The sequence below is a fragment of the Kribbella sp. NBC_00482 genome (genome assembly GCF_036013725.1).
Taxonomy (GTDB): domain Bacteria; phylum Actinomycetota; class Actinomycetes; order Propionibacteriales; family Kribbellaceae; genus Kribbella.
On sequence record NZ_CP107881.1, the window covers coordinates 3,734,533 to 3,755,547 of the forward strand.

Here is a 21,015-nt window from a genome sequence, read left to right on the forward strand (position 1 = left end):
GACGCCATGACTGAGCTGAGGCTGGTCGCCGGGGTGGACTGCTCCACCCAGGCGACCAAGGTGGTCGTGTGCGACGCGGAGACCGGAGCGGTGCTGCGGGAAGGCCGGGCACCGCACCCGGACGGGACGCAGGTCGATCCGCAGGCCTGGTGGCAGGCGTGGGAGACCGCCTCTGATGGTCTGCTCGACGGCGTCGAGGCGGTCGCGATCGGCGGTCAGCAGCACGGGATGGTGCTCCTCGACGACTCTGGTGAGGTCGTCCACCCAGCCGTCCTGTGGAACGACACCAGTTCCGCCGACGCCACCACCGACCTGATCGCGGAGCTGGGCGGTGCTCAAGCCTGGGCCGAGGCCGTCGGCTCCGTCCCCGTCCCGTCGTTCACTGTCACCAAGCTGCGCTGGCTGCGGGACGAAGCCGCAGGTGACGACGCCAGTGCGGTGCAGCGTGAGGCCGCGCGGCGGGCTGCGGCGGTCGTGCTTCCCCATGACTGGATGACGCATCGGCTGGCGGCCGATCGGTCCGGGATCGAGGGGATCACCACCGATCGTGGGGACGCGTCCGGGACGGGGTGGTGGTCGCCGACGACGAACAGCTACCGGACTGATCTGGTCGAGCTTGCTTTCGGCCGTCAGCTCGCACTGCCGCGTGTTGCGGGGCCGGCCGAGATCGTCGGCCAGACCGCGTTCGGTGCGGCGATCGCGGCCGGCACCGGTGACAACGCGGCGGCCGCGCTCGGGCTCGACCTGCAGCCCGGTGACGTCGCCGTCTCCCTCGGCACCAGCGGTACGGCGTTCGCGCGGTCGACGCACCCGACCGCCGACCCGAGCGGCCTGGTGGCCGGTTTCGCGGACGCCACCGGCGAGTACCTGCCGCTCGTCTGCACGCTGAACGCGGCCCGCGTGATGTCCGCGACCGCGCAGATGCTCGGCCTGGAACTGTCCGCCTTCGACGAGGCCGCGATCACCTCACCGGGCAGCGACGGACTGGTCCTGCTCCCGTTCCTGGACGGCGAACGTACGCCGGACCTCCCGCACTCGACCGGCCTGATCTACGGCCTCACCCGTGCGACCATGCAGCCCGCGACGATGGCCCGCGCCGCGGTCGAGGGCCTGCTCTGCGGCCTCGCCGACGCCGTCGACGCGCTCCGCGACCAGGGCCTGCCGGTCCACCGCGTCCTGCTCCTCGGCGGTGGGGCCCGCTCCCGCGCCGTACAGGCTCTCGCTCCGGCCCTCCTCGGTGCCGAGGTCGTCCTCCCCGAGCCGGCCGAGTACGTCGCCCTGGGCGCCGCCCGCCAGGCCGCCTGGGCCCTCTCCGGCGCCGCCACCCCGCCGACCTGGCAGATCCCCGTCGGCAAACCCGAGCCGGCCATCACCGTCGACGCCGCCACCATCCGCGCCAACTACGAACAGGTCCTCACCAAGACGCGCTCCCTGCTGGCGGACCCCTACAACCGGTAGCGTCATGCCTCGATGTCGACCTACCAGCCCGAGCGGAGCCGCCGACCGGACCGGAAGGTTCAGGCGGTCATGGCGTTGGTCGGGGCGGTCATTGTCTTCGTGGTCGGCTTCGTCCAGTTGCACACGGTCTACGTGCTGGAGCATCGCGGCGAGGTCGTCACTGCCACCCTTCTCGACGTAAAGAACGGGAAGCGTGCGCGGATCACCGTCAGTTACACGACGCGGGAAGGTGAGCCGCTCACCGCGAAGATTCGGTACGACACGATCCGCGAGCGCGGCGACACGATCCGGGTGGTGTACGACCCGCAGAAGCCCAGCCGGGTGGACGTGCCCGACGGGTTCAGCTACTGGGTGCCAGGCATGGTGCTGGGCCTGGGGGTCGTCCTGTGCGTCGCTGCCCTGGTCATGGCGCTGTGGCGGGGCGGCCCGTCGAATCAGGCACGGCCAGAGGTCTCGCCCTACCCTTGGTGAATGGTGTACTTCGGTGGGTTGCTCGGGCTGATCGGGCTGCTGACGTTGCTGCTCCGCGACGGTGACGTCATCGGGCTGCCTTCGGTTGCGGTCGGGATCGGGCTGCTCGTCATCGGCGCCGGGGTCGGAGCGCTGGGTGTGGTGCGCCGGCGGGCGGTCCGGCGGCGGAAGATCGCCAACGGCGAGCCGGTGCCGGTTGGAAACGTGATCGAGCGCGCGCAGGCGCTGCCGCGGCTGCTCCGGGAGGTACGCCGGGGCACGTACGCCGACCTGCCGAAGAGCCGGACGTTCCTCTGGCTGCTGGCCCTCGTCTACCTGGTCTCGCCGATCGACATCCTCCCGGACCTGATGCCGGTCATTGGCGTCACCGACGATGCGGGAGTCGTGGTCTGGTTGCTCACGAGCGTGTCGACCGCGGCCGGTCTGTACCTGCGCCGCGAGCGCGAGCAGCTGCCGCATCACGAGCCCCCCAGCGGTCGTCGCGCCAACCCGTAGCCATCGCCCGCCACATCCGCGGGTCGTGGCCTGCCGTGCCGTTGGTGGGTAGACGTCCGAGATGCAGGGTTAGCGTCCGGGATATCGGTCGTCAACCCTGCATCTGGGACGCCAACCCATCAAATGCGCGGTGAGCAGGATCGGCAAGTTGGTGCGGCTCGGTCGTGGGACCAGTTGGCGATGTCGTCGGCGGCCTCTTCGGGATGGTCGTAGGCGAACCGTTGCAACGGATCCACCGGTACGTCGTTGGACCCGAGTCGGCCGGCGGCGGCGACCAATCGCTGTGCTGCCGCGAGCACCCGGGCCGCGTGCACCGCAGCCTCCGCAGGATCGTCCAGCTCGACCGCCGCGGCCGCCAGTTCCGCGACCTCGCAGGCCTGGTAGGCCATCGCCAGTTGCCCGGGCTTCATGCGAACGCTCGCACGAAGAACACGCCGGTCATCAGGACGGCCGTGGTGAGGACCAGCCCGCGGAGCATCGTCGGCGGCAGTCGCCGGACGAGATGCGCCCCGGCGTACCCGCCGATCACCGCACCCGCGAGCAGCGCGACCAGGTGCAACGGCTGCGAGAGTACGTCGGCCGCGAACACGAAGATCACCGCCGCGGTCAGGTAGACGGCAGCGACCTGGATGACCCGCAGCGGGTTGCCGCGCGCCGGATCGAGGGTGGTCGTCGCGGTCCAGAACGCGAGCATCATCAGCCCGACCGCGCCGCCGAAGTACCCGCCGTAGATCGCCAGCAGGAACTGCCCGGCCAGGATCACCGCCGGCCCCGGCCGTCCGAGCCGCAGTGCCGCGGTCAGCCGCCGGCCGAACATCAGGACGACCGTCGCGAACGCCAGCAACCACGGCACCGCAGCATCGAAGGATGCTGACGGCAACAACAGCAGCAGGAACGCGCCAATTGCCCCGCCGAGCACGCTGGCCAGCGTCACCGAGCCGATCGACGGCTCCGCGAGGCCCTCGAGCTCGCGGCGGTAGACCCACGCGCTGGTCGCGTTCCCGGGCAGCAGCGCGACGGTCGTGGTCGCGTTCGCGGTGACCGGCGGCATCCCGGCGGCGACCAGGGCGGCGAGTGCCACGAAGCTCCCGCCGCCGCCGACGGCGTTCAGCGCGCCGGCCGCGACACCGGCCAGGAGGATCAGCAGCACCCTTCGAGGATCCGGGTTCGGCGCGCACTCCACAATGCGCGATCCCCGTAGCCAGCCTTAGTCTGAGCCGTAGGCTAGTTCCATGCGGTATGACCTCGACGATCTCCGGCTCTTCACCCACGTCGCTGCGGAAGGCTCGATCACCGGCGGCGCGCGCGTGATGCACCTCAGTCTGCCTTCGGCGAGTGCGCGGGTCAGAGCGCTCGAAGCGCAGGCCGGCGTCCCCCTGCTGGTGCGCGAGCGCCGGGGTGTCCGGCTGACCCCGGCCGGCGCGACCCTGGCCCGGCACGCCCGCGAGGTGCTCGCCGAGACCACCCGGTTGGACAGCGCGGTCGCGTCGTACGCCGTGTCGCGATCGGCGCCGATCCGCTTGGTCGCCGGCGGGTCCGCGATGCATCAGCTCGTCCCGGCCGCCCTCGCCACGTTTCTCCGCGACCATCCGGAGTACGACGTGAACGTGAGCGAGCGCCGTACGATCCGCAGCGTCCGCCTGCTCGCGGCCGGCGAGGCGGACCTCGGCGTGATCCTCGACGACGAGCCGACCCAGTTACGGACCGAACCGCTGGCCGACGACTCGTTGGTCGTGATCGGCCAGGCCGGCGGCACTCTCTCCGGCCGAGCCTCGATCGCGTACGCCGAGGTTGCCGAGCATCCCCTGGTCGGTCTCGTCCCGAACTCGCCGCTCAGCCAGTGGATGGACGATCGTCTCGGACCGCACGCGCCGGCGCCGCGCTACCGCACCGTCGTACCCACGCTGCACGCCCTGATCACCCTGGCCACCGCGGGTGCGGGCCTCGCGATCGTGCCCCGGCGCGCCGTCGACGCCAGCACCGCCGTCGAGATCTGCCCGCTCCAGGACTCCTGGTCCACCCGCCAGCACCTGCTCTGCTACGCCGCGAACGCGCCCGAGCCCGCGCATCTCCTCGCGACCCACCTGCACGCGGCCGCGACCGGCTAGAGGCTCTGCTCGATGCCGTCCAGGAGGTAGCCCAGTCCCTGATCGAACCGCTCGGTCGCAGTGCGGTGCTCGGCGTCGTGCATCGCCTCGGACATCATCGGATAGTCGCCGGTGGCGAACATCGCGAGCAGGTGCGGCGCCATCGCGTGCTGCCATTCGCGCTCGTCGAGACCGGAGGCACGTTCGGCGCGCCGCTCGCCGACCTCGGTCCGAACCGCGCCGCGCAGGTAGGTGGAGAGGACCTCGACCGTGCTCATGATCGTGTCGATCTCCTGCAAGCCGGCCACCCGGAGCGCGGCCAGTGTGGCCTCGGCGTGGGTGACGGCCGCCGGGCCGAAGCGCGGCCGTCCGTCGAGCAGGTCGGCGAGCCACTCGTGCTGCAAGCCGGCCTCCCGGATCCCGTGGGCGTACGACCTGGCGACCTCGCGCCAGCCCGATCCGGTCGGTGGCGGAATCTCGGCGTACACCGCGTCCACCATCAGGTCGAGCAGTTCGTCCTTGGTGCCGATGTAGCGGTACAGCCGCATCGGGCCGGCGTCGAGCTCCGCCGCGACCTTGCGCAGTGACACGGCCTCGAGGCCTTCGGCGTCGGCCAGCGTGACGGCGGCGCGGACGATCCGCTCCCGGCTCAACGGGCTGGGCGCCCGCCGCTCGGGCGGCTCGGGCCGATCCCAGATCGACGGAGTGTCTGCCACCTGTCGAACGATACATTGCCTCGTTCGATACGATGTATATTGCCAATACAGTGTATCGAGAAGAGTTGATCATGATCGCGATCATCGGCGGCGGTCCCGGCGGGCTGACGCTCGCGCGGGTCCTGTACGTCCACGGCATCGACGCCGTCGTCTACGAACGGGACGCCTCCCGCCAGGCCCGGACCCAGGGCGGCATGCTCGATCTGCACACCGACACCGGTCAGCTCGCCCTGCGTGCGGCCGGGCTCGAGAGCGAGTTCCTCGCCGCGGCCCGGCGCGAGGGGCAGGACCATCGGATGCTGGATCACACCGGCAAGCTGCTGTTCCAGCAGGACACGCCGGACGATGCGCCGATGGCCCGTCCGGAGATCGACCGCGCCGACCTGCGCGACCTGCTGGTCGACTCGCTCCCGGCCGGCACGATCAGCTGGGACAGCGCCTTCAGCCACGCCGAGCGACGGTCTGCCGGCGGGTACGTCGTACATTTCGCCGACGGCAGCCTGGTGGAGGCCGACCTGCTCGTCGGCGCCGACGGCGCGAACTCCCGGGTCCGCCGGCTGCTGACCGACGCCGAGCCCGAGTACGCCGGGACCATCGCGCTGCAGAGCTCCATCCACGACGCGGATCGCACCCAGCCCGAACTCGCCGAGATGGTTGGCCGCGGCAACTTCTGGGTCTTCGGCCCCGACCTGCGGCTGTCCGCCCAGCGGCACGGCGACGGCAGCATCGGAGTGAGTCTGTCGCGGCAGGGTCCGGAGGATCTGGTCGACGAACACACCGACGCTGCCCGGTTGGTCGACGGCTGGGATCCCCGGTTCGGTCGGCTGGTGCGCGCCTGTGACGAGCCGTTCGTGGTGCGCAAGATCGCCGTACTGCCGATCGGCCTGACCTGGCCGCGCCGGTCCGGGATCACCTTGCTCGGCGATGCCGCGCACCTGATGCCGCCGGTAGGAGAGGGCGCGAACGCGGCCATGCTGGACGCGGCCGAACTCGCCCTCACCATCGCTGCGCGCCCGGACGACCTCGACGCCGCAGTGGCGGCCTACGAGCCGGTGATGCAGGCCCGCGCCACCGAGGCCGCGAAGCTCTCCGCGAGAGCGCTGGAGATGATCTCCGGACCGGACGCCGGCCAGAAGGTACTGCAGTTCTTCCAGCCCGACCCCGTGGACTAGCGTTTCGGGTATGAACCCGGACGAGGCAATTCCCCTGCAGGCGTTCGGTGCGTTGCTGCACAGCCAGAACCTCGGCATGGTGTGCCGGGCGTTGAACATGTACCAGGTGGCCGCGGCGTACACGCAGGTGAGCGGCGGCAACCCGCTCGAACCGATGGCGGACGAGGTGCGGCAGGTTGCTGTGGGGATCGTGTCGCGGCCGCCCGCCGAGGCGAGCGACGACGTCCCGGCCGGCTTCGATCACCTGAGTGCGTTGAACGTGCTGACGACGCTGGCTGAACCGGAAGACGCCGAGCTGATCGCCACCGTGTTGGAGAGCGCGACGAACGACCAGATCCGGGCCGTCGCTTCGCTGGCAGCAGACACCGCACGCCGGAAGGCGACTGGAGCGTCGAGATAGCGTTGCACCCATGCGCGCGTTGACAGTTGAAGAGGCCCGGCAGCGGGCGACGGACCTGGTCCTGCGGTCGTACGAGGTCGCGTTCGACCTGACCAGTGACGGGGGCACGTTCGTCACGACCAGCCGGATCCGGTTCGGAGCGACCAGCAGCACGAGCTGGGTGGACGTGAAGCCCGAGCGGCTGATCAGCGTCGAGCTCAACGGCCAGACTCTCGACACGAGCGCGCTCGACGGCGGACGCTTCCCACTGACCGGACTGCAGGCCGAGAACGATCTCGTCGTCTCCGCCGAGCTGAAGTACGCCGCCGACGGCGAAGGACTGCAGCGTTCCGTCGACGCCGCGGACGGTCGCGTCTACACGTACGGCATGTCGTCCCTGGAGTCCGCGCCGCGGTACTTCCCCTGCTTCGACCAGCCCGACCTCAAGGCGCCGTACACGATCACGGTGAAGTGCCCCGAGGACTGGGGCGTCCTCGGCAACGGTGCGGCCACCCGCACCGCGCCGGGGGAGTGGGCGCTCGCCGAGACCAAGCCGCTGTCGACGTACTTCGTCACGCTGGTCGCCGGTCCGTACCACCAGCTCCGCAGCGAGTACGACGGGATTCCGCTCGGTCTCGCCTGCCGGCAGTCGCTCAAGGAACACCTGGAGCGCGACGCCGAGGACCTGTTCCGGACCACCCGGGACGCCTTCGACGCCTACCACCGGATGTTCCGCGCGCGGTACCCGTTCGGTGAGTACTGGCAGGTCTTCGCGCCGGACTTCAACCTCGGCGCGATGGAGAACCCGGGCTGCGTCACGGTCTCCGACGACCTCGTGTTCCGCGGGCCGGTGACCGACGCCGAACGCAGTACCCGCTCGCGGATCCTGGTGCACGAGATGGCGCACATGTGGTTCGGCGACCTGGTCACGATGAAGTGGTGGAACGACATGTGGCTGAACGAGTCGTTCGCCGAGTACATGGCGCACCGCGTGGCCGAGGACGCGACCAGCTACCGCGGCAACTGGGTCGACTTCGCGTTCGTCCGCAAGTGGTGGGGGCTGCAGACCGACCAGAGCAGCTCGACGCACCCGGTCGCGCCGGACAGCCTGAAGGACGCGCGGCAGTCGCTCGACGACTTCGACGGGATCTCGTACGCGAAGGGCGCAGCGGTCCTCAAGCAGCTGGCGAAGTACCTCGGTGACGACGTCTTCCTCAAGGGCGTCAACGCGCATCTGGAGGCGCACGAGTACGGGAACGCGGACCTGCACGAGTTCATCGCCAAGCTCACCGAGGCCGGCGCGCGGGATCTAGACGCTTGGTCGGACCAATGGTTGCGGACGTCCGGGGTGGACACGATCACCGCCGAGCGGACCGGTGCCGGCGTCGTGCTGCACCGGAGCAGCCCGGACGAGTCCCGCCGTCTGCACAAGCTGAGCGTCGGCGCGTACGACGTGGACGGATCAGCCGCCTCGGTCGAGGTGGTGATCGCCGAGGACTCGGTGGAAGTTGCACTGAGCAACGACGCCGGCGTCGTGGTGCCGGATGCGGGCGACGACACCTGGGCGAAGATCCGGCTGGACCCGACGAGCCTTGCCAATCTGCCGACGGTGCTGCCCGCGATCACGGACGGCACCACGCGCGCGGTGATCTGGAACTCGATCCGGGACGCGGTCGCGGACGCCGAGCTGGACCCGCGGCAGGCACTGGAACTCTTCACGGCCGCGCTCCCGCACGAGGACAGCGACGTCGCCGTCGGCTCGCTGGTCCGCTGGCTCGAGGAGCGGATCCTCGGCGGCTACCTGGAGTACGACGAGGCGCGCGGACCGGTCGCCGACGCCCTGGGCAGCAAGCTGGCCACGACCGCGCCGGGCAGCAGTCTCCAGCTGGTGACCGCTCGCGGCCTGATCTCGACGACGAACGACGTTGCCTTGCTGCGGTCGTGGCTCGACGGTTCAGCGGTACCCGACGGTCTCGAGATCGACGCGGACCTGCGGTGGGCGCTGGTGCTGCGGCTCGTCCGGCTCGGCGAGTTCGGCGCGACCGAGATCGACGCCGAGCTGGACCGGGACAAGTCGACCGAGGGCGTGGCCCAGGCCTCCCGGTGCCGCGCCGCGCTGCCGGACGGCAAGGAGGTGGCGTGGACGCGGATCATGACGGATCCGTCGGTCGGCGTACAGGAACTGCTGGCCGCGGCCGACGGCTTCTGGCACCCGGGGCAGGCCGCGATCACCGCGCCGTACGTCCTGCGGTTCTTCACCGACATCGCGCCGACCGCCGACATCCGGGCCGGCATGGTGGTCGGCCTGACCACGACGCGGATCGCACCCCGGTACGTCGTCGACGCGAACCTCGTCACCCCGGCCGAGGCACTGATCGCGGACGAGTCCGTGAACTCGGGGATCCGGCGAAAGACCGCCAACTTCCTCGACGACCTCCACCGCGCCCTCGCGATCCGCCGAACCTTCAGCGGACGGTGAGGCGTTCCGCGACGGCCTTGCGGGCCTGGTGGATGCGGGCCTTGACCGTGCCGAGCGGGACGTCCAGTTCGTCGGCGATCTCGGCGTACGACATCGCGCCGAGATCGCGCAGGACGAGTGGCTGGACGAGTTGCGGGTGGCTGGACTCCAGTGCTTCGAGGGCCTCGAGGAGGTCGAGGCGCGAACCGGCGATGACCGAGGTGGTGCGCGGGTCGACGGACTCCGGCATGACCTCGGCCGACTGCTCGACCGCGCGGCGCTTCAGCGATCGGTAGGTCTGCCGGGCCTGGTTGGTGGCCACGATCGTCACCCAGCCCGCGAAGCTGCCGGTGCCCTTGAAGGTGTGCACCTTGTTCACCACCTGGAGCAGGGTGTCCTGGACCGCCTCCTCGGCGTCCTCCCGGTACGGCAGGAACTTGGCCACCCGCCGCTGCACCTGCGGCCGGATGGCCTGAAGAAGTTGTGGAAGCACAGTTTTGTCCCCCGACGCCGCCCTGGCCCCGAGTTCTTCCAACTCCTCGGTCATGCTCCCCCTTTTAAACCTGGTTGTGGTCGACAATAGCCGGGATGGATGTCATCGGGCGGTACCGGTTACGGGACAAGATCGGCGCGGGCGCGTTCGCGACTGTATGGCGGGGGTACGACGACGACCTGGATGTCGACGTGGCCGTCAAGGTTCTCGCGGACAACTGGGCGTCGCGCGCCGACGTACGCGAACGCTTCCTGTCCGAGGCGCGGTTGATGCGGCGGATCTCCAGCGACCGCGTGGTGCGGGTGTTCGACCTGGGCAAGCTCCCGGACGGGCGGCCGTACTTCGTGATGGACTACGTCGGCGGCGGCACCTTGGGCGACGTACTGAAGCAAGGGCGGCTCGACGCGGTGGACGCGCTCTGGTGGGGCGCGGACCTGGCGCGGGCGGTGGCTGCCCTGCACAGCGAGGGCGTGGTACACCGCGACGTCACCCCGGCGAACCTGCTGCTGCGGCCGGGTGACGAGGTCGGCGGCGGAACGCACCGGATCGTGCTCGCCGACCTCGGTCTGGCGAAACGTGCCGCCGAGGCGTCCGGCCTCACGCAGGCTGTCGGTACGCCGTCGTACATGGCGCCCGAGCAGGGTCGCGGCGACGGAGGGTTCGACGAGCGGGCGGACATCTACGCGGTCGGCGCGGTCACGTACGCGCTCGTCACCGGGCATCCGCCGTACTCCGCCGGCTCGATCGGCGACGTACTGAACCGGGACCCGGACCTGGCGCCGCCGAGCCTGCGCTCGGTGCTGCACGATTCGGTCGGGCAACTCGACGACGTGTTCGCGCGGGCGCTGGCGTACCGGGTCACCGACCGTTGGGAGCGCGCGGACACGCTGGCCGAACGCTTGGAGGCGGAGGCGTACCGGCTGGAGCAGGAGGCGCCGCTGCGGGCCGCCGAGCGCACCGAGATCACCGACGACGACCTGGACACGACCGTCGCGACCGATCCACCGGTACGTCGACGCCGTCGGAGGCGCGCGTGGTTCCTGTTGGCCCTGCCTGTGGTGTTCGTTGCCGCGGGCGCCGGTGGATGGTTCCTCTTCGGGCGATGACTGCATAGAGTAGTCATATGGCTACTTACTGCAGTCTTGCGGTGGTTCTTGCCTTGCTTGCTCCCACCAGTCCGCCGGTTGCCACCTACGCCTGCCGCGCCGACACCAAGTTCGGCCGGCACACGGTGTCGCTGCGGCAGGGCGTCGACGCGCAGGCACCGGCCGTCGTCCGCGCCAACACCCGCTTCACGATCGCTGTCCACCTGCAGCCCGGGACGCTCCCGGGCGAGGTCAAGGGCTTCAAGCTCAAGGAGGTCCGCGACCTCACGCTCCGGGTGCCGATTCCGGCGAACTCGTCCTACGTCAGCGCCGGCCTCGCCGGCGGATCCGGCCTGAACTCCACGCCGACCGTGCAGCTCGAGGGAAATGTCGCAGTCGTCAAGGTCGCCGGCCCGATCCCCGGCGGCGCGAACTTCCAACTGCCGACCCTCAGCGTCCGCCTGAAGTCGGGCCGCGCCGGCACCACCATCGAGACCAAACTCAAAGGCACCAGCTACGACGACCCCGGCCTCACCTTCCAGGCCAAGATCAAATGGAAGTTCATCACCACCACCGCACCGGTCGCCTGCTACCCCAACCCCAACCCGGCCCTGACCCGAACCACCGTTCGCTAGCTCTGTTGCTCGGCTCTGGCGACACGTTCCTCAAGGGCCCGGATGCGATCGTAGAGATCGACCAGCGTCACGCCGTTGGCAACCACGCCGGGACGCTGCCAATGCCTCCGCACGAATTCCTCTCGGCTCTCCTGCGACGACTGCTCGAAGCCCGTCGGAGCTGCGTCATGTGGTGCCGTCGCCGGCCTCAGATCGACCGATGCCCTTTGCGCCTTCAGCACAGCCCTCGGAACGAGCACGCCCAACACGATCAGGACGACGGGTATCAGCAACAACCACCAGTTGGGCGACATAAGAACCCCCTCAATTCCGCGCAGTGTATCGAAGGCGGAGCGCAGTCGGCGCGGTTGTTCAGTAGGTGACGGTGATTCGCTGTTCGGCGGGGTCGATGTGGATCTGGCCGCCGTACGGGAGGACCTGTTGGGGGTCGGTGTGGCCGATGTCGAGGCCCTTCACGACGACGGCGTTCGGGTTGTACTCCGCGAGCGCGCGGTCGACCGCCAGGTACTGGCCGGTGACGTAGGCGACCGACTCCTCGGCGGTGAGCTCGTTGGACAGCGAGCTGGACTTCGGGCGACCCCAGAGGACCGCGTCGAAGCGTTCGAGCAGGCCGCGTTCGCCGAAGTTGCGGAGGATCCGGTAGACGTCCTCGGAGGACGGCATCTCCTCGCTGGTCTCGCCGAACAGCACGCCGCCGTACGACTCGGTCGGGAGCATCCAGCGGTTCGCGGACAGTTGCCAGTCGAGGATCTCGATGCAGCCGCCCCACAGCTTCCCGCTGACCGCCTGCGACCCGCTCCAGGTCCAGCCGGTGCCGGGGAACTGCGGCGGCTCGGTCTCCAGGTTCTCCGGGACGTTCCAGTCGTGGTCGTGGTCGGTCCAGCCCTTCGCGGGCGTCAGGTCGAACTCGCCGCCGGTGAACATCGCCGCGCGCAGCGAGCGTTCGGTGTCCGGGTGCATCGCGCCGCCGCGGCCGAACTGGACCATCACGCTGCCGCCGTGGAAGGCCGGCAAACCCAGCGAATACAGGAAGTTCAGCAGGTTCGTGTTGTCGCTGTAGCCGAAGAACGGCTTCGGGCCCGCCTGGAACACCGCCGGGTCGAGGTGCTTCAACACGGTGATCTGGTCGTCGCCGCCGATGCTCGCGAACACCGCGCGGATCGACGGATCCGACCAGGCCGCATGCAGGTCCGCGGCCCGCTCCTGCGGGGTCGACTGCAGCTTCCGGGTCGTCGGGTACTCGACCGGTTCGAGCCCGAAGTCGTCCCGCAGCCGGCGTAACCCGAGCTCGTACGGACCGGGAAAGATCTCCGGTAGTCCACGAGACGGCGAGACGATCGCGACCTTGTCACCAGGCTGAAGCATGGGCCGACTGTACGACGCTTCCGCCCCAGGCGTGAGTGATTTAGACGCCGATCGGGTGCCAGACGGTCTTCAGTTCGAGGTACTGCGTGAGTCGCGACAGGCCTTGATCCGCGGACCAGTCCTCGTCGGCGGGACGGCGTACCCGCTTGAGGTTGCCGGCTGCGGCGATCTCCAGGTCGCGGGCCTCGTCGTCGGACGCGACGCCGCACAGGTCGATCGCGTTGACGTCGTCGTGCGACGCCAGCCACGGCCCGATCTCGGACGCCGATCCGGTGAGCAGGTTGACCACGCCACCCGGTACGTCGGAGGTCGCCATCACCTCGCCCAACGTCACGGCCGGCAGCGGGCGCTCGAAGGACGAGACCGCGACGACCGTGTTGCCGGAGACGATCGCGGGCGCGATCACACTGGTCAGCCCGAGCAGGCTGGAGTCCTGCGGGGCGAGCACCGCGACCACACCGGTTGCCTCGGGCAACGAGAAGTCGAAGTACGGTCCCGCGACCGGGTTCGACGAGCCGACCACCTGGGCGAGCTTGTCGGCCCATCCGGCGTACCAGACCCAGCGGTCGATCGACGCGTCCACGACCGCGCGGGCCTTGGCGATCGACAGCCCTTCGGACTGCGAGACCTCCGAGCTGAACTGCTGGTGCCGGCCTTCCATCACCTCGGCGATCCGGTACAGCACCTGGCCGCGGTTGTACGCCGTCCGCGCGTGCCAGCCGCCGAACGCCTTACGGGCCGCGACGACCGCGTCCCGGGCGTCCTTGCGGGAGGCCTGCGACGCGTTCGCCAGGAACTTGCCCTTGGCATTGTTCACGACGTACGACCGGCCGGATTCGCTGCGGGGGAAGGCGCCGCCGATGTAGAGCTTGTAGGTCTTGCGCACTTCGAGCCTTTGCGTGGCGGGGTCCTTAATGGGCAAGGTAGGCCTCCAGACCGTGGCGACCGCCCTCGCGGCCGTAGCCCGACTCCTTGTAGCCGCCGAACGGCGACGTCGGGTCGAAGCGGTTGAACGTGTTCGCCCAGACCACGCCGGCGCGCAGCTGGTTCGCCATCCAGAGGATCCGGGAACCCTTCTCGGTCCAGATCCCCGCGGACAGGCCGAACGGGGTGTTGTTCGCCTTCTCGACCGCCTCGGCCGGGGTCCGGAACGTCAGCACGGACAGCACCGGCCCGAAGATCTCCTCGCGGGCGATCCGGTGTGCCTGGGATACGCCGGTGAACACGGTCGGCGGGAACCAGTAGCCGTTGGCCGGCAGCTCGCACTCCGGCGACCAGCGCTCGGCGCCCTCGTCCTCGCCGATCTGCGACAGCTCGCGGATCTTCGCCAGCTGGGCCGCCGAGTTGATCGCGCCGATGTCGGTGTTCTTGTCCAGCGGGTCGCCGACGCGCAGCGTGCTCATCCGGCGCTTCAGCCGCGCGAGGACCTCGTCGTACACGCTCTCCTGGACCAGCAGCCGCGAACCCGCGCAGCAGACGTGGCCCTGGTTGAAGAAGATGCCGTTGACGATGCCCTCGATGGTCTGGTCGATCGCCGCGTCCTCGAAGACGATGTTCGCCGCCTTGCCGCCGAGCTCCAGCGTGACCGCCTTGTGCGTACCCGCGACCGACTTGGCGATCGCGCGACCGACGGCGGTCGAGCCGGTGAAGGCGACCTTGTTCACGTCCGGGTGCTCGACGAGCGCCTGGCCGGTGCGGCCTGCGCCGGTGACGATGTTCACCACGCCCGGCGGAAGATCGGCCTGCTGGCAGATCTCCGCGAACGCCAGCGCGGTCAGCGGGGTCGTCTCGGCCGGCTTCAGTACGACGGTGTTGCCGGCGGCGAGCGCGGGCGCGATCTTCCAGGCCAGCATCAGCATCGGGAAGTTCCACGGGATCACCTGACCGGCGACACCCCACGGCTGCGGGTCGTCACCGACTCCGGCGTACTCGAGCTTGTCGGCCCAGCCCGCGTAGTAGAAGAAGTGCGCGGCCACCAACGGGATATCGACGTCGCGGGACTCGCGGATCGGCTTGCCGTTGTCGAGCGACTCCAGCACCGCGAGCTCACGGGCGCGCTCCTGGATCAGCCGCGCGATCCGGAACAGGTACTTCGCCCGGTCCTTGCCGCTCATCGGGCCCCAGACCTTGTCGAACGCCTTGCGGGCGGCGCGAACGGCCTTGTCGACATCCGCCGGTCCGGCCTCGCCGACCTCCGCGAGCACCTCCTCGGACGCTGGGGACACGGTCTTGAACGGCTTCCCGTCCGTCGCCTCGACGAACTGGCCGTTGACGAAGAGCCCGTACGACGACTTGATGTCGACGATCGCCCGCGACTCGGGGGCCGGTGCGTACTCGAATCTGCTCATGCCTGTCAGTCCAAGGTGAAGTAGTCGGGGCCCGGGTAGTGCCCGGTGGCCAGCTTGGTGCGTTGCATCAGCAGGTCGTTCAGCAGGCTGGACGCCCCGAAGCGGAACAGCTCCGGGTCCAGCCAGTCCGGTCCGGCCGTCTCGTTCACGGTGACCAGGTACTTGATCGCGTCCTTCGCGGTCCGGATCCCGCCGGCCGGCTTGACGCCGATGTGCAGTCCGGTGGCCTCGTGGTAGTCGCGGACCGCCTCCAGCATCACCAGCGTGACGGGCAGCGTGGCCGCGGGGGACACCTTGCCGGTGGAGGTCTTGATGAAGTCCGCGCCGGCCAGCATCGCCAGCCAGGACGCCCGCCGGACGTTGTCGTAGGTGACCAGCTCGCCGGTCTCCAGGATCACCTTCAGATGCGCGTCGCCGGCCGCCTCGCGGATCGCGGCGATCTCGTCGAAGACCATCGCGTACCGCCCGGACAGGAAGGCGCCGCGGTCGATCACCATGTCGACCTCGTCGGCGCCGGACGCGACCGCGTCCTTGGTGTCCTGGATCTTGATCGCGAGGCTGGAACGCCCGCTGGGGAAGGCGGTTGCGACACTCGCCACGTTGATGCCGGAGCCCTGCAGCTCGCGTTTCGCGGTCGCGACCAGGTCCGGGTACACACAGACCGCGGCGACCTGCGGAGCCGTCGGGTCGGCCGGGTCGGGCCGTTTCGCCTTCGCGCACAGGGCCCGCACCTTGCCGGGGGTGTCCTGCCCCTCCAGCGTGGTCAGGTCGATCATCGAGATCGCCAGGTCGAGTGCGTAGGCCTTGGCGGTGGTCTTGATCGACCGCGTGCTCAGGGTGGCGGCGCGGGCCTCCGCGCCGACCTGGTCGACGCCCGGCAGCCCGAGCAGGAACCGGCGCAGCCGATCCTCGGACGAGGTCACGTCGGCCAAGCTGTCGACGCCGCTGTCGAGTGTGGTCACCCACGGCAGTCTAGTGCCGTTCCGGACCGCCGGTTACTTTGTGCGGGTGAAGTCGAAATCGCCGGAGAGCGAGCAGTACCTGTCCGCCTCGAACCGGATCACCGGGTCCATCGTGATCGTGATCGGGGTGCTCGGCCTGGTCGACATACTGCTGGAGTGGCGGACCGCGACCGGGCTGCTGGTCGCCAGCGTCATCGGGATGTTCATCGTGCTGACGTACGTCGGACTGATCCGGCCGTCGGTCACCCTCAGCCCCGAGAACCTGCTGCTGCGTAACCACCTGCGCGACCACCGGATCCCGTGGTCGAAGGTGACCGGCGTCGATGTGACCGACATCCTCCGGGTACACACCGACGGCGACCGGCTCCGCGCCCCCGGCGTCCAGTTGGTCATGCGGGACCTTCGCAAGCAGCGGGTCGGCGGCCGCAAGCTCGCCGCGGACAGCTCGATCTCCAAGGCCGATTTCGTCGTCAACCGGGTCGAGCACCACCAGGAGCAGTACGCCGGGAAGTCCCAGGGCGACGTGATCAGCGGCTGGGCGAAGCCCGAGCTGGCCGTGTTCGGCGTCCTCGCCGTGATCGCGGTCGTCGCGGCCGTGGTCCGCTGACCGGCGCGTGCTCACTCGCCGTGCATTCGTCCGCACCGGCGCCGTCGCTGCGGCGACCGGCGTCGCCGCGGTGGCTGCCCTGGAAACGGGCGTCATCCCCGGCCGCGCCCGGGTGCACGACGTTCTCGGTCTCACCGGCCAGGACGGCGTCGTACCCGACGTACCCGCGGGTCCGGTGGTGTCCGGGAGCTTCGAGTCGTTCGGCCGCCGTACGAAGGTCGGCTACAGCGTCATCTACCCGGACGGGTACGACGCATCGGCCGAACTGCCCGTCGTTCTCGTCCTGCACGGTCGTGGGGGCGACCACACGTCGGCCGTCAACGACCTCGGTATCGACCGCTATCTGACTGCCGCGGTCCACGCAGGTACGCCGCCGTTCGCGCTCGCGACCGTGGACGGCGGCCAGGACAGCTACTGGCATCGCCGGGCCGACGGCAACGACCCCGGATTCATGCTCGACCAGGAATTCCTTCCCCTACTGGCCCGTAGCGGGCTGCAGACCGGCCGGTTCGGCGTCCTCGGCTGGTCGATGGGCGGGTACGGCGCCCTGCTGTGGGTCGCCCTGCACTACTGGCAACGGCGGGTTCGGCCGTCCGCGCAAGCGGTCGCGGTCGGTGCGCTCAGCCCGGCGCTGTGGCGCAGCTACGCCGACGCACAGCCGGGGGCGTTCGACGACCCCGGGGATTTCGAGCGCAGCCAGGTGTTCGACCGGCCGAGCGGTTTCCGGGACGTTGCCGTCCGCATCGACTGCGGCCGCGACGACCCGTTCGCGGACGCCGCCCGGGACCTTCGCGAGCAGTTGCAGGCGTCCGGTGGGCAGCAGGCCGGCGTACACACTCCTGGCTACTGGCGGCGCATGCTCCCTGACCAACTGCGATTTCTGGGCGAAAAAGTCGGTCGCTGAGCGGAACTGTGGTGTGAATCGCCGCGTCAGAGCCCGTGTCCAACCCCGAGTGAACCCCTGTGCACTCCAGGATTGGCTCCGACAGGTCCCTAGACACATCGAGAGTGGAGCTCATGGTCAACCTCTCCCGTACCACCCTGCGCGGTTTCGCCACCGTCGCAGCCCTGGCCGGGCTCGCGGCGACGGCGCTGCCGAACGCCCAGGCCGCGCAGACCTCCAGCACGACCAACACGGCGGCCACGTCCGCTGCGGCGACGACCGCCGACCCGATTTTCCCGATCAGCACCCCTGCCCTCGTGGTCGGCGCCCCGCCGGCTGGTGCCGATGTGACGACCAAGTCGTCGACGCTGAACCTCGTGCGCTACAACCGCCTGTACAAGACGGGGCCGGTGACCCCGTCGAAGTGCAAGGAGGTCAACGTCTCGATGCGCACGCTCGCGGGCGTCCAGGCCTACGTCTCCCAGCTGTACAGGTGCACGTATGCCGCGTGGGCGCTGCCGCTGAAGCAGGCCGGTGCGGCGTACAAGGTGGCCCCGAAGCTGGTCTTCTACACCGCCGCCACCGCCAACTCCTACTGTGGTGCGGTCACGAGGACCTCGTTCTTCTGTGGCTACAACGGCAAGTCCTGGATCTACATCTACGCGCCCGAGATCATGAGCTTCTGGGGCCAGAGCCCGACCCTGGCGCGTGCCTACGCGACGCAGGTGACTTCGCACGAGTACGGTCACGCGGTCCAGTGGCTGACCGGCATCCTGGGTGCCTCGTGGGCGCGTCAGCGCGCGTTCAGCACGTACGCCGCGCAGATGGAGGAGAGCCGTCGTCGTGAGCTGCAGGCGTCCTGCCTCGGCGGGGCCGTAATCGGCGCGAACAAGCGCTACTACCCGATGAGCGGTGGCCTGTACACGCAGTGGCTGTACGTCGTCAACAACTCCGGCGACCAGCCGGGCTACCCGCGTGACCACGGCTCGCTGAAGAACCACGGCTTCTGGTCGAAGGCCGGCTTCAACGCGTCGCGCAGCTACACCGTCGCGGGCAACTGCAACACGTGGAACGCGAATTCCACGTACGTCGCCTGATCAGCTGACGTAAGTACGTAACTCAGCCGCCCGGTACGCGTTGGCGTACCGGGCGGCTGTTTCTTTTTGGCGACACCTGCACGATCTGCGATCGTGTGGTTACTTGTTTCGGGTGCGGACGCCCTAGAGTTCTTGAGTCGAGCATCGAACGGCAGGAGTCACAGTGAACTACGACGAGTTCAACACCGAGTACGCGAAGGTGCTGGACAAGATCAAGAGCGGCCGGAGCACCTGGTCGGAGCTGTCCGGGCACGTCACCCGGCTGCGGCAGGCGACCGCGGGGATCACCGTGCCGGTGGAGCGCACCCAGGTCGACCACGACCTCGCCGCGCTGAGCCAGATGGTGGACATGTCCCGGCGTACCAACGACAAGGAGGACGTCTGGACGGTCACGTCCGAGGCGATCCGCCGGGCCAGCAGCCAGGAGGGCTCGGTCGCCGACCGGATCGCCCGGATCGACGCGGCCATCAGCGACATCGCCGCGCTGGCCAACCGGAACCCGGACGAGCGGGACGCGCTGATGCAGTCCACCAGCACGCTCCGCATCCTGCACTCGTCGCTGCAGAGCTCCCTGCACGCCGAGGAAGCCGAAGCCGCCGCAGCCGCCCGCTGAGCTCCAGAGCCACCCGCCAGGTGCTCTGAAGCCAGAACACTGCCGCGGCTAGATACCTGCCGCGGCAGCCAGGTCGGTCTTGACGGCTGCCAACGCGGTGGCCGCCTGAGCACGTGCCGAGGTGACGTCCGTCGTGACCGGGACGACCACCTCGAGGTAGCACTTCAGCTTGGGCTCCGTACCCGACGGGCGCACGACCACGCGTGCGCCGTCGGACAGCGTGTACCGCAGCCCGTCCGTCGGGGGCAACGACTCCGACCCCTTGCTCAGGTCGTCGATCCGCTCGACCGCGTACGCCCCGAGTGTCGTAGGCTGCGCGGCGCGGAGCCGGTCCATCGCCTGGGCAATCAGTGAAAGATCCTCGACCCGCGCCGACAGTTGGTCGGTCGCGTGCAGTCCGTACTTGACCGCGAGATCGTCCAGCAGGTCGAGCAGCGTGCGTCCCGCCGCCTTCGCCTGCGCGGCCAGCTGCAGCACCCGGACCAGCGTCGACACGCCGTCCTTGTCCTTCACGGCCGCCGGATCCACGCAGTACCCGAGCGCCTCCTCGTAGCCGAAGACCAGCTCCGGCACCCGCCCGATCCACTTGAACCCGGTCAATGTCTCGACGTACCGGACGCCGTACGACCCCGCGATCTTGCCGAGCAGTGACGACGAAACGATCGAGCACGCGGCGACCCCATCCGGCCGGGGCGCGAGCAGGAACTCACCGAGGAGCGCGCCGAGCTCGTCCCCGCGCAGCATCCGCCAGCCACCAGGCGCCGTCGCGTCCGGGATGGCGACCGCGCACCGGTCCGCATCCGGGTCGTTCGCGACCGCGATATCGGCGTCCATCGAACGCGCGAGCTCCAGCGCGGCGTCGATCGCGCCCGGCTCCTCCGGGTTCGGGAACGAGACCGTCGGGAAGTCCGGGTCCGGGTCGGCCTGCGACGCGACCACCTGCGGTACGGCGAATCCGGCGCGGGCGACCGCGGCCTCGACCAGGGTCCGCCCGACGCCGTGCAGCGGCGTGTAGGCGACCTTCAGGTCCCTTGGCGCATCGGCCGGCACCAGCTGGGCGATCCGGTCCAGGTAGGCGTTCAGCAGGTCGTCCCCGGTCGTCTGCCAGTCGTCGCCCCGCGGTACGTCGGCCAGCGGGCCGACAGCGGCGATCGCGGCCGCGATCTCGGCGTCGGCCGGCGGCACGATCTGCGAACCGTCACCCAGGTAGACCTTGTAGCCGTTGTCCTGCGGCGGGTTGTGCGACGCGGTCACGACCACGCCGGCCACCGCGTGCAGGTGCCCGATCCCGAAGGCGACGACCGGCGTCGGGGCCGGCCGGTCGAGCAGTACGGCGTCCAGGCCGGCGCCGCGCATCACGGCCGCCGTGTCCTGCGCGAACACGTCCGACTTGTGGCGGGCGTCGTACCCGATCAGGACCGGGCCGTCGGTGAGCCCCTTCGCCTTCAGGTACGCCGCGAGCCCGGCGGCGGCGCGGATCACGACGACCCGGTTCATCCGGTTCGGTCCGGCGCCGACGGCGCCGCGCAGACCCGCCGTACCGAACTCCAGGGTGCCGGAGAAGCGGTCGGCCAGCTCAGAAGTGTCCCCGGAGTCCAGCAGCGCCTCGAGTTCGGCGCGCGTGTCGGGGTCGGGGTCTTCGCTCAGCCACGCTTCGGCGGCGGCCTTCAGATCATCGGTCACAGGGGCAC

Annotated in this window: 23 protein-coding genes; 13 read left to right on the top strand and 10 right to left on the bottom strand. The window is 69.7% G+C overall.

Features of this window, described 5'->3' with window-relative positions; all coding sequences use genetic code 11:
* Nucleotides 1-6 precede the first annotated feature (6 nt).
* The 3 genes from xylB (at nucleotide 7) to OHB24_RS18435 (ending at nucleotide 2,424) form a co-directional block, all read left to right on the top strand.
* Nucleotides 7-1,458 (top strand): xylulokinase, encoded by a 1,452-nt coding sequence (gene xylB / locus OHB24_RS18425; RefSeq protein ID WP_327640278.1) that lies wholly within the window; start codon nucleotides 7-9, stop codon nucleotides 1,456-1,458.
* A 69-nt stretch (nucleotides 1,459-1,527) separates the two neighbouring features.
* Nucleotides 1,528-1,929 carry a DUF3592 domain-containing protein gene (locus OHB24_RS18430; RefSeq protein ID WP_327640279.1) on the top strand — a complete coding sequence of 134 codons (402 nt, stop codon included), beginning with the start codon at nucleotides 1,528-1,530 and terminating at the stop codon, nucleotides 1,927-1,929.
* A complete protein-coding gene (locus tag OHB24_RS18435) occupies nucleotides 1,930-2,424 on the top strand; it encodes a YkvA family protein (protein WP_327640280.1) in 495 nt (164 codons plus the stop codon).
* Nucleotides 2,425-2,543: 119 nt separating this feature from the next.
* Here the strand turns inward: OHB24_RS18435 and OHB24_RS18440 are convergent, their stop codons facing one another.
* Nucleotides 2,544-2,834, bottom strand: a complete 291-nt coding sequence (locus OHB24_RS18440; protein ID WP_327640282.1) for a hypothetical protein — start codon at nucleotides 2,832-2,834, stop codon at nucleotides 2,544-2,546.
* Nucleotides 2,831-3,574 (bottom strand): sulfite exporter TauE/SafE family protein, encoded by a 744-nt coding sequence (locus tag OHB24_RS18445; RefSeq protein ID WP_327640283.1) that lies wholly within the window; start codon nucleotides 3,572-3,574, stop codon nucleotides 2,831-2,833. Before OHB24_RS18445 ends, OHB24_RS18440 begins: the two co-directional genes overlap by 4 nt.
* A gap of 82 nt (nucleotides 3,575-3,656) precedes the next feature.
* On the opposite strand from OHB24_RS18445, the gene OHB24_RS18450 reads away from it, so the two are divergent.
* Complete coding sequence (locus OHB24_RS18450; protein ID WP_327640284.1) at nucleotides 3,657-4,532, top strand: LysR family transcriptional regulator; 876 nt, start codon at nucleotides 3,657-3,659, stop codon at nucleotides 4,530-4,532.
* Here the strand turns inward: OHB24_RS18450 and OHB24_RS18455 are convergent.
* Nucleotides 4,529-5,227 carry a TetR/AcrR family transcriptional regulator gene (locus OHB24_RS18455; RefSeq protein WP_327640285.1) on the bottom strand — a complete coding sequence of 233 codons (699 nt, stop codon included), beginning with the start codon at nucleotides 5,225-5,227 and terminating at the stop codon, nucleotides 4,529-4,531. The genes OHB24_RS18450 and OHB24_RS18455 overlap by 4 nt on opposite strands.
* Before the next feature lie 71 nt (nucleotides 5,228-5,298).
* Here OHB24_RS18455 and OHB24_RS18460 point away from each other — a divergent pair, with 71 nt between their 5' ends.
* Genes OHB24_RS18460 through pepN form a run of 3 tightly spaced genes read left to right on the top strand, consistent with a single transcriptional unit; the run spans nucleotide 5,299 to nucleotide 9,257 of the window.
* The gene (locus tag OHB24_RS18460) at nucleotides 5,299-6,399 is read left to right on the top strand and encodes an FAD-dependent oxidoreductase (protein ID WP_327640286.1); all 1,101 of its coding nucleotides are present in this window, start codon (nucleotides 5,299-5,301) and stop codon (nucleotides 6,397-6,399) included.
* A 10-nt stretch (nucleotides 6,400-6,409) separates the two neighbouring features.
* Nucleotides 6,410-6,799 carry a hypothetical protein gene (locus tag OHB24_RS18465; protein ID WP_327640287.1) on the top strand — a complete coding sequence of 130 codons (390 nt, stop codon included), beginning with the start codon at nucleotides 6,410-6,412 and terminating at the stop codon, nucleotides 6,797-6,799.
* A gap of 10 nt (nucleotides 6,800-6,809) precedes the next feature.
* Nucleotides 6,810-9,257 (top strand): aminopeptidase N, encoded by a 2,448-nt coding sequence (pepN, locus tag OHB24_RS18470; RefSeq protein ID WP_327640288.1) that lies wholly within the window; start codon nucleotides 6,810-6,812, stop codon nucleotides 9,255-9,257.
* Here pepN and OHB24_RS18475 read toward each other — a convergent pair.
* The gene (locus OHB24_RS18475) at nucleotides 9,244-9,783 is read right to left on the bottom strand and encodes an RNA polymerase sigma factor (RefSeq protein WP_130382753.1); all 540 of its coding nucleotides are present in this window, start codon (nucleotides 9,781-9,783) and stop codon (nucleotides 9,244-9,246) included. The genes pepN and OHB24_RS18475 overlap by 14 nt on opposite strands.
* A 41-nt stretch (nucleotides 9,784-9,824) precedes the next feature.
* On the opposite strand from OHB24_RS18475, the gene OHB24_RS18480 reads away from it, so the two are divergent.
* Nucleotides 9,825-10,835, top strand: coding sequence for a serine/threonine-protein kinase (locus OHB24_RS18480; protein ID WP_327640290.1), 1,011 nt, complete (start codon nucleotides 9,825-9,827; stop codon nucleotides 10,833-10,835).
* Nucleotides 10,836-10,852: 17 nt separating this feature from the next.
* The gene (locus OHB24_RS18485) at nucleotides 10,853-11,449 is read left to right on the top strand and encodes a hypothetical protein (protein WP_327640291.1); all 597 of its coding nucleotides are present in this window, start codon (nucleotides 10,853-10,855) and stop codon (nucleotides 11,447-11,449) included.
* Here the strand turns inward: OHB24_RS18485 and OHB24_RS18490 are convergent.
* From OHB24_RS18490 to deoC, 5 genes are read right to left on the bottom strand one after another with little or no spacing between them, the layout of a single operon-like run.
* Nucleotides 11,446-11,742: a hypothetical protein gene (locus tag OHB24_RS18490; RefSeq protein WP_327640292.1), complete on the bottom strand. Its 297-nt coding sequence runs from the start codon at nucleotides 11,740-11,742 to the stop codon at nucleotides 11,446-11,448. The two genes, OHB24_RS18485 and OHB24_RS18490, sit on opposite strands and share 4 nt — an antisense overlap.
* A gap of 58 nt (nucleotides 11,743-11,800) precedes the next feature.
* On the bottom strand, nucleotides 11,801-12,814 hold the full coding sequence (locus tag OHB24_RS18495; protein WP_327640293.1) for a S66 family peptidase: 1,014 nt from the start codon (nucleotides 12,812-12,814) through the stop codon (nucleotides 11,801-11,803).
* A 40-nt stretch (nucleotides 12,815-12,854) separates the two neighbouring features.
* Nucleotides 12,855-13,700: an aldehyde dehydrogenase family protein gene (locus OHB24_RS18500; RefSeq protein WP_327640294.1), complete on the bottom strand. Its 846-nt coding sequence runs from the start codon at nucleotides 13,698-13,700 to the stop codon at nucleotides 12,855-12,857.
* A 25-nt stretch (nucleotides 13,701-13,725) separates the two neighbouring features.
* A complete protein-coding gene (locus tag OHB24_RS18505) occupies nucleotides 13,726-15,162 on the bottom strand; it encodes an aldehyde dehydrogenase family protein (protein ID WP_327640295.1) in 1,437 nt (478 codons plus the stop codon).
* A gap of 5 nt (nucleotides 15,163-15,167) precedes the next feature.
* Nucleotides 15,168-16,124 (bottom strand): deoxyribose-phosphate aldolase, encoded by a 957-nt coding sequence (gene deoC / locus OHB24_RS18510; protein WP_327640296.1) that lies wholly within the window; start codon nucleotides 16,122-16,124, stop codon nucleotides 15,168-15,170.
* A gap of 46 nt (nucleotides 16,125-16,170) precedes the next feature.
* Here deoC and OHB24_RS18515 point away from each other — a divergent pair, with 46 nt between their 5' ends.
* The 4 genes from OHB24_RS18515 to OHB24_RS18530 all read left to right on the top strand — a co-directional run bounded on the left by OHB24_RS18515 (nucleotide 16,171) and on the right by OHB24_RS18530 (nucleotide 19,324).
* Entirely contained in the window at nucleotides 16,171-16,731 is a 561-nt protein-coding gene (locus OHB24_RS18515) for a PH domain-containing protein (protein ID WP_327640297.1), read from the top strand.
* Between the two features lie 7 nt (nucleotides 16,732-16,738).
* Nucleotides 16,739-17,635, top strand: a complete 897-nt coding sequence (locus OHB24_RS18520; protein WP_327640298.1) for an alpha/beta hydrolase — start codon at nucleotides 16,739-16,741, stop codon at nucleotides 17,633-17,635.
* Nucleotides 17,636-17,748: 113 nt separating this feature from the next.
* Complete coding sequence (locus tag OHB24_RS18525; RefSeq protein ID WP_327640299.1) at nucleotides 17,749-18,711, top strand: neutral zinc metallopeptidase; 963 nt, start codon at nucleotides 17,749-17,751, stop codon at nucleotides 18,709-18,711.
* A 163-nt stretch (nucleotides 18,712-18,874) separates the two neighbouring features.
* Complete coding sequence (locus tag OHB24_RS18530) at nucleotides 18,875-19,324, top strand: hypothetical protein (protein ID WP_130382735.1); 450 nt, start codon at nucleotides 18,875-18,877, stop codon at nucleotides 19,322-19,324.
* 48 nt (nucleotides 19,325-19,372) lie between these two features.
* On the opposite strand, the gene OHB24_RS18535 is transcribed toward OHB24_RS18530, so the two are convergent.
* Complete coding sequence (locus tag OHB24_RS18535; protein ID WP_327640300.1) at nucleotides 19,373-21,007, bottom strand: phospho-sugar mutase; 1,635 nt, start codon at nucleotides 21,005-21,007, stop codon at nucleotides 19,373-19,375.
* Nucleotides 21,008-21,015: the final 8 nt, after the last annotated feature.

Coding starts and splice junctions, on each gene's coding strand:
- xylB (WP_327640278.1), top strand. CDS start 7: ATGACTGAGCTGAGGCTGGTCGCCGGGGTGGACTGCTCCACCCAGGCG.
- OHB24_RS18430 (WP_327640279.1), top strand. CDS start 1,528: ATGGCGTTGGTCGGGGCGGTCATTGTCTTCGTGGTCGGCTTCGTCCAG.
- OHB24_RS18435 (WP_327640280.1), top strand. CDS start 1,930: ATGGTGTACTTCGGTGGGTTGCTCGGGCTGATCGGGCTGCTGACGTTG.
- OHB24_RS18440 (WP_327640282.1), bottom strand. CDS start 2,834: ATGAAGCCCGGGCAACTGGCGATGGCCTACCAGGCCTGCGAGGTCGCG.
- OHB24_RS18450 (WP_327640284.1), top strand. CDS start 3,657: ATGCGGTATGACCTCGACGATCTCCGGCTCTTCACCCACGTCGCTGCG.
- OHB24_RS18460 (WP_327640286.1), top strand. CDS start 5,299: ATGATCGCGATCATCGGCGGCGGTCCCGGCGGGCTGACGCTCGCGCGG.
- OHB24_RS18465 (WP_327640287.1), top strand. CDS start 6,410: ATGAACCCGGACGAGGCAATTCCCCTGCAGGCGTTCGGTGCGTTGCTG.
- pepN (WP_327640288.1), top strand. CDS start 6,810: ATGCGCGCGTTGACAGTTGAAGAGGCCCGGCAGCGGGCGACGGACCTG.
- OHB24_RS18475 (WP_130382753.1), bottom strand. CDS start 9,783: ATGACCGAGGAGTTGGAAGAACTCGGGGCCAGGGCGGCGTCGGGGGAC.
- OHB24_RS18480 (WP_327640290.1), top strand. CDS start 9,825: ATGGATGTCATCGGGCGGTACCGGTTACGGGACAAGATCGGCGCGGGC.
- OHB24_RS18485 (WP_327640291.1), top strand. CDS start 10,853: ATGGCTACTTACTGCAGTCTTGCGGTGGTTCTTGCCTTGCTTGCTCCC.
- OHB24_RS18490 (WP_327640292.1), bottom strand. CDS start 11,742: ATGTCGCCCAACTGGTGGTTGTTGCTGATACCCGTCGTCCTGATCGTG.
- OHB24_RS18495 (WP_327640293.1), bottom strand. CDS start 12,814: ATGCTTCAGCCTGGTGACAAGGTCGCGATCGTCTCGCCGTCTCGTGGA.
- OHB24_RS18505 (WP_327640295.1), bottom strand. CDS start 15,162: ATGAGCAGATTCGAGTACGCACCGGCCCCCGAGTCGCGGGCGATCGTC.
- OHB24_RS18525 (WP_327640299.1), top strand. CDS start 17,749: ATGGTCAACCTCTCCCGTACCACCCTGCGCGGTTTCGCCACCGTCGCA.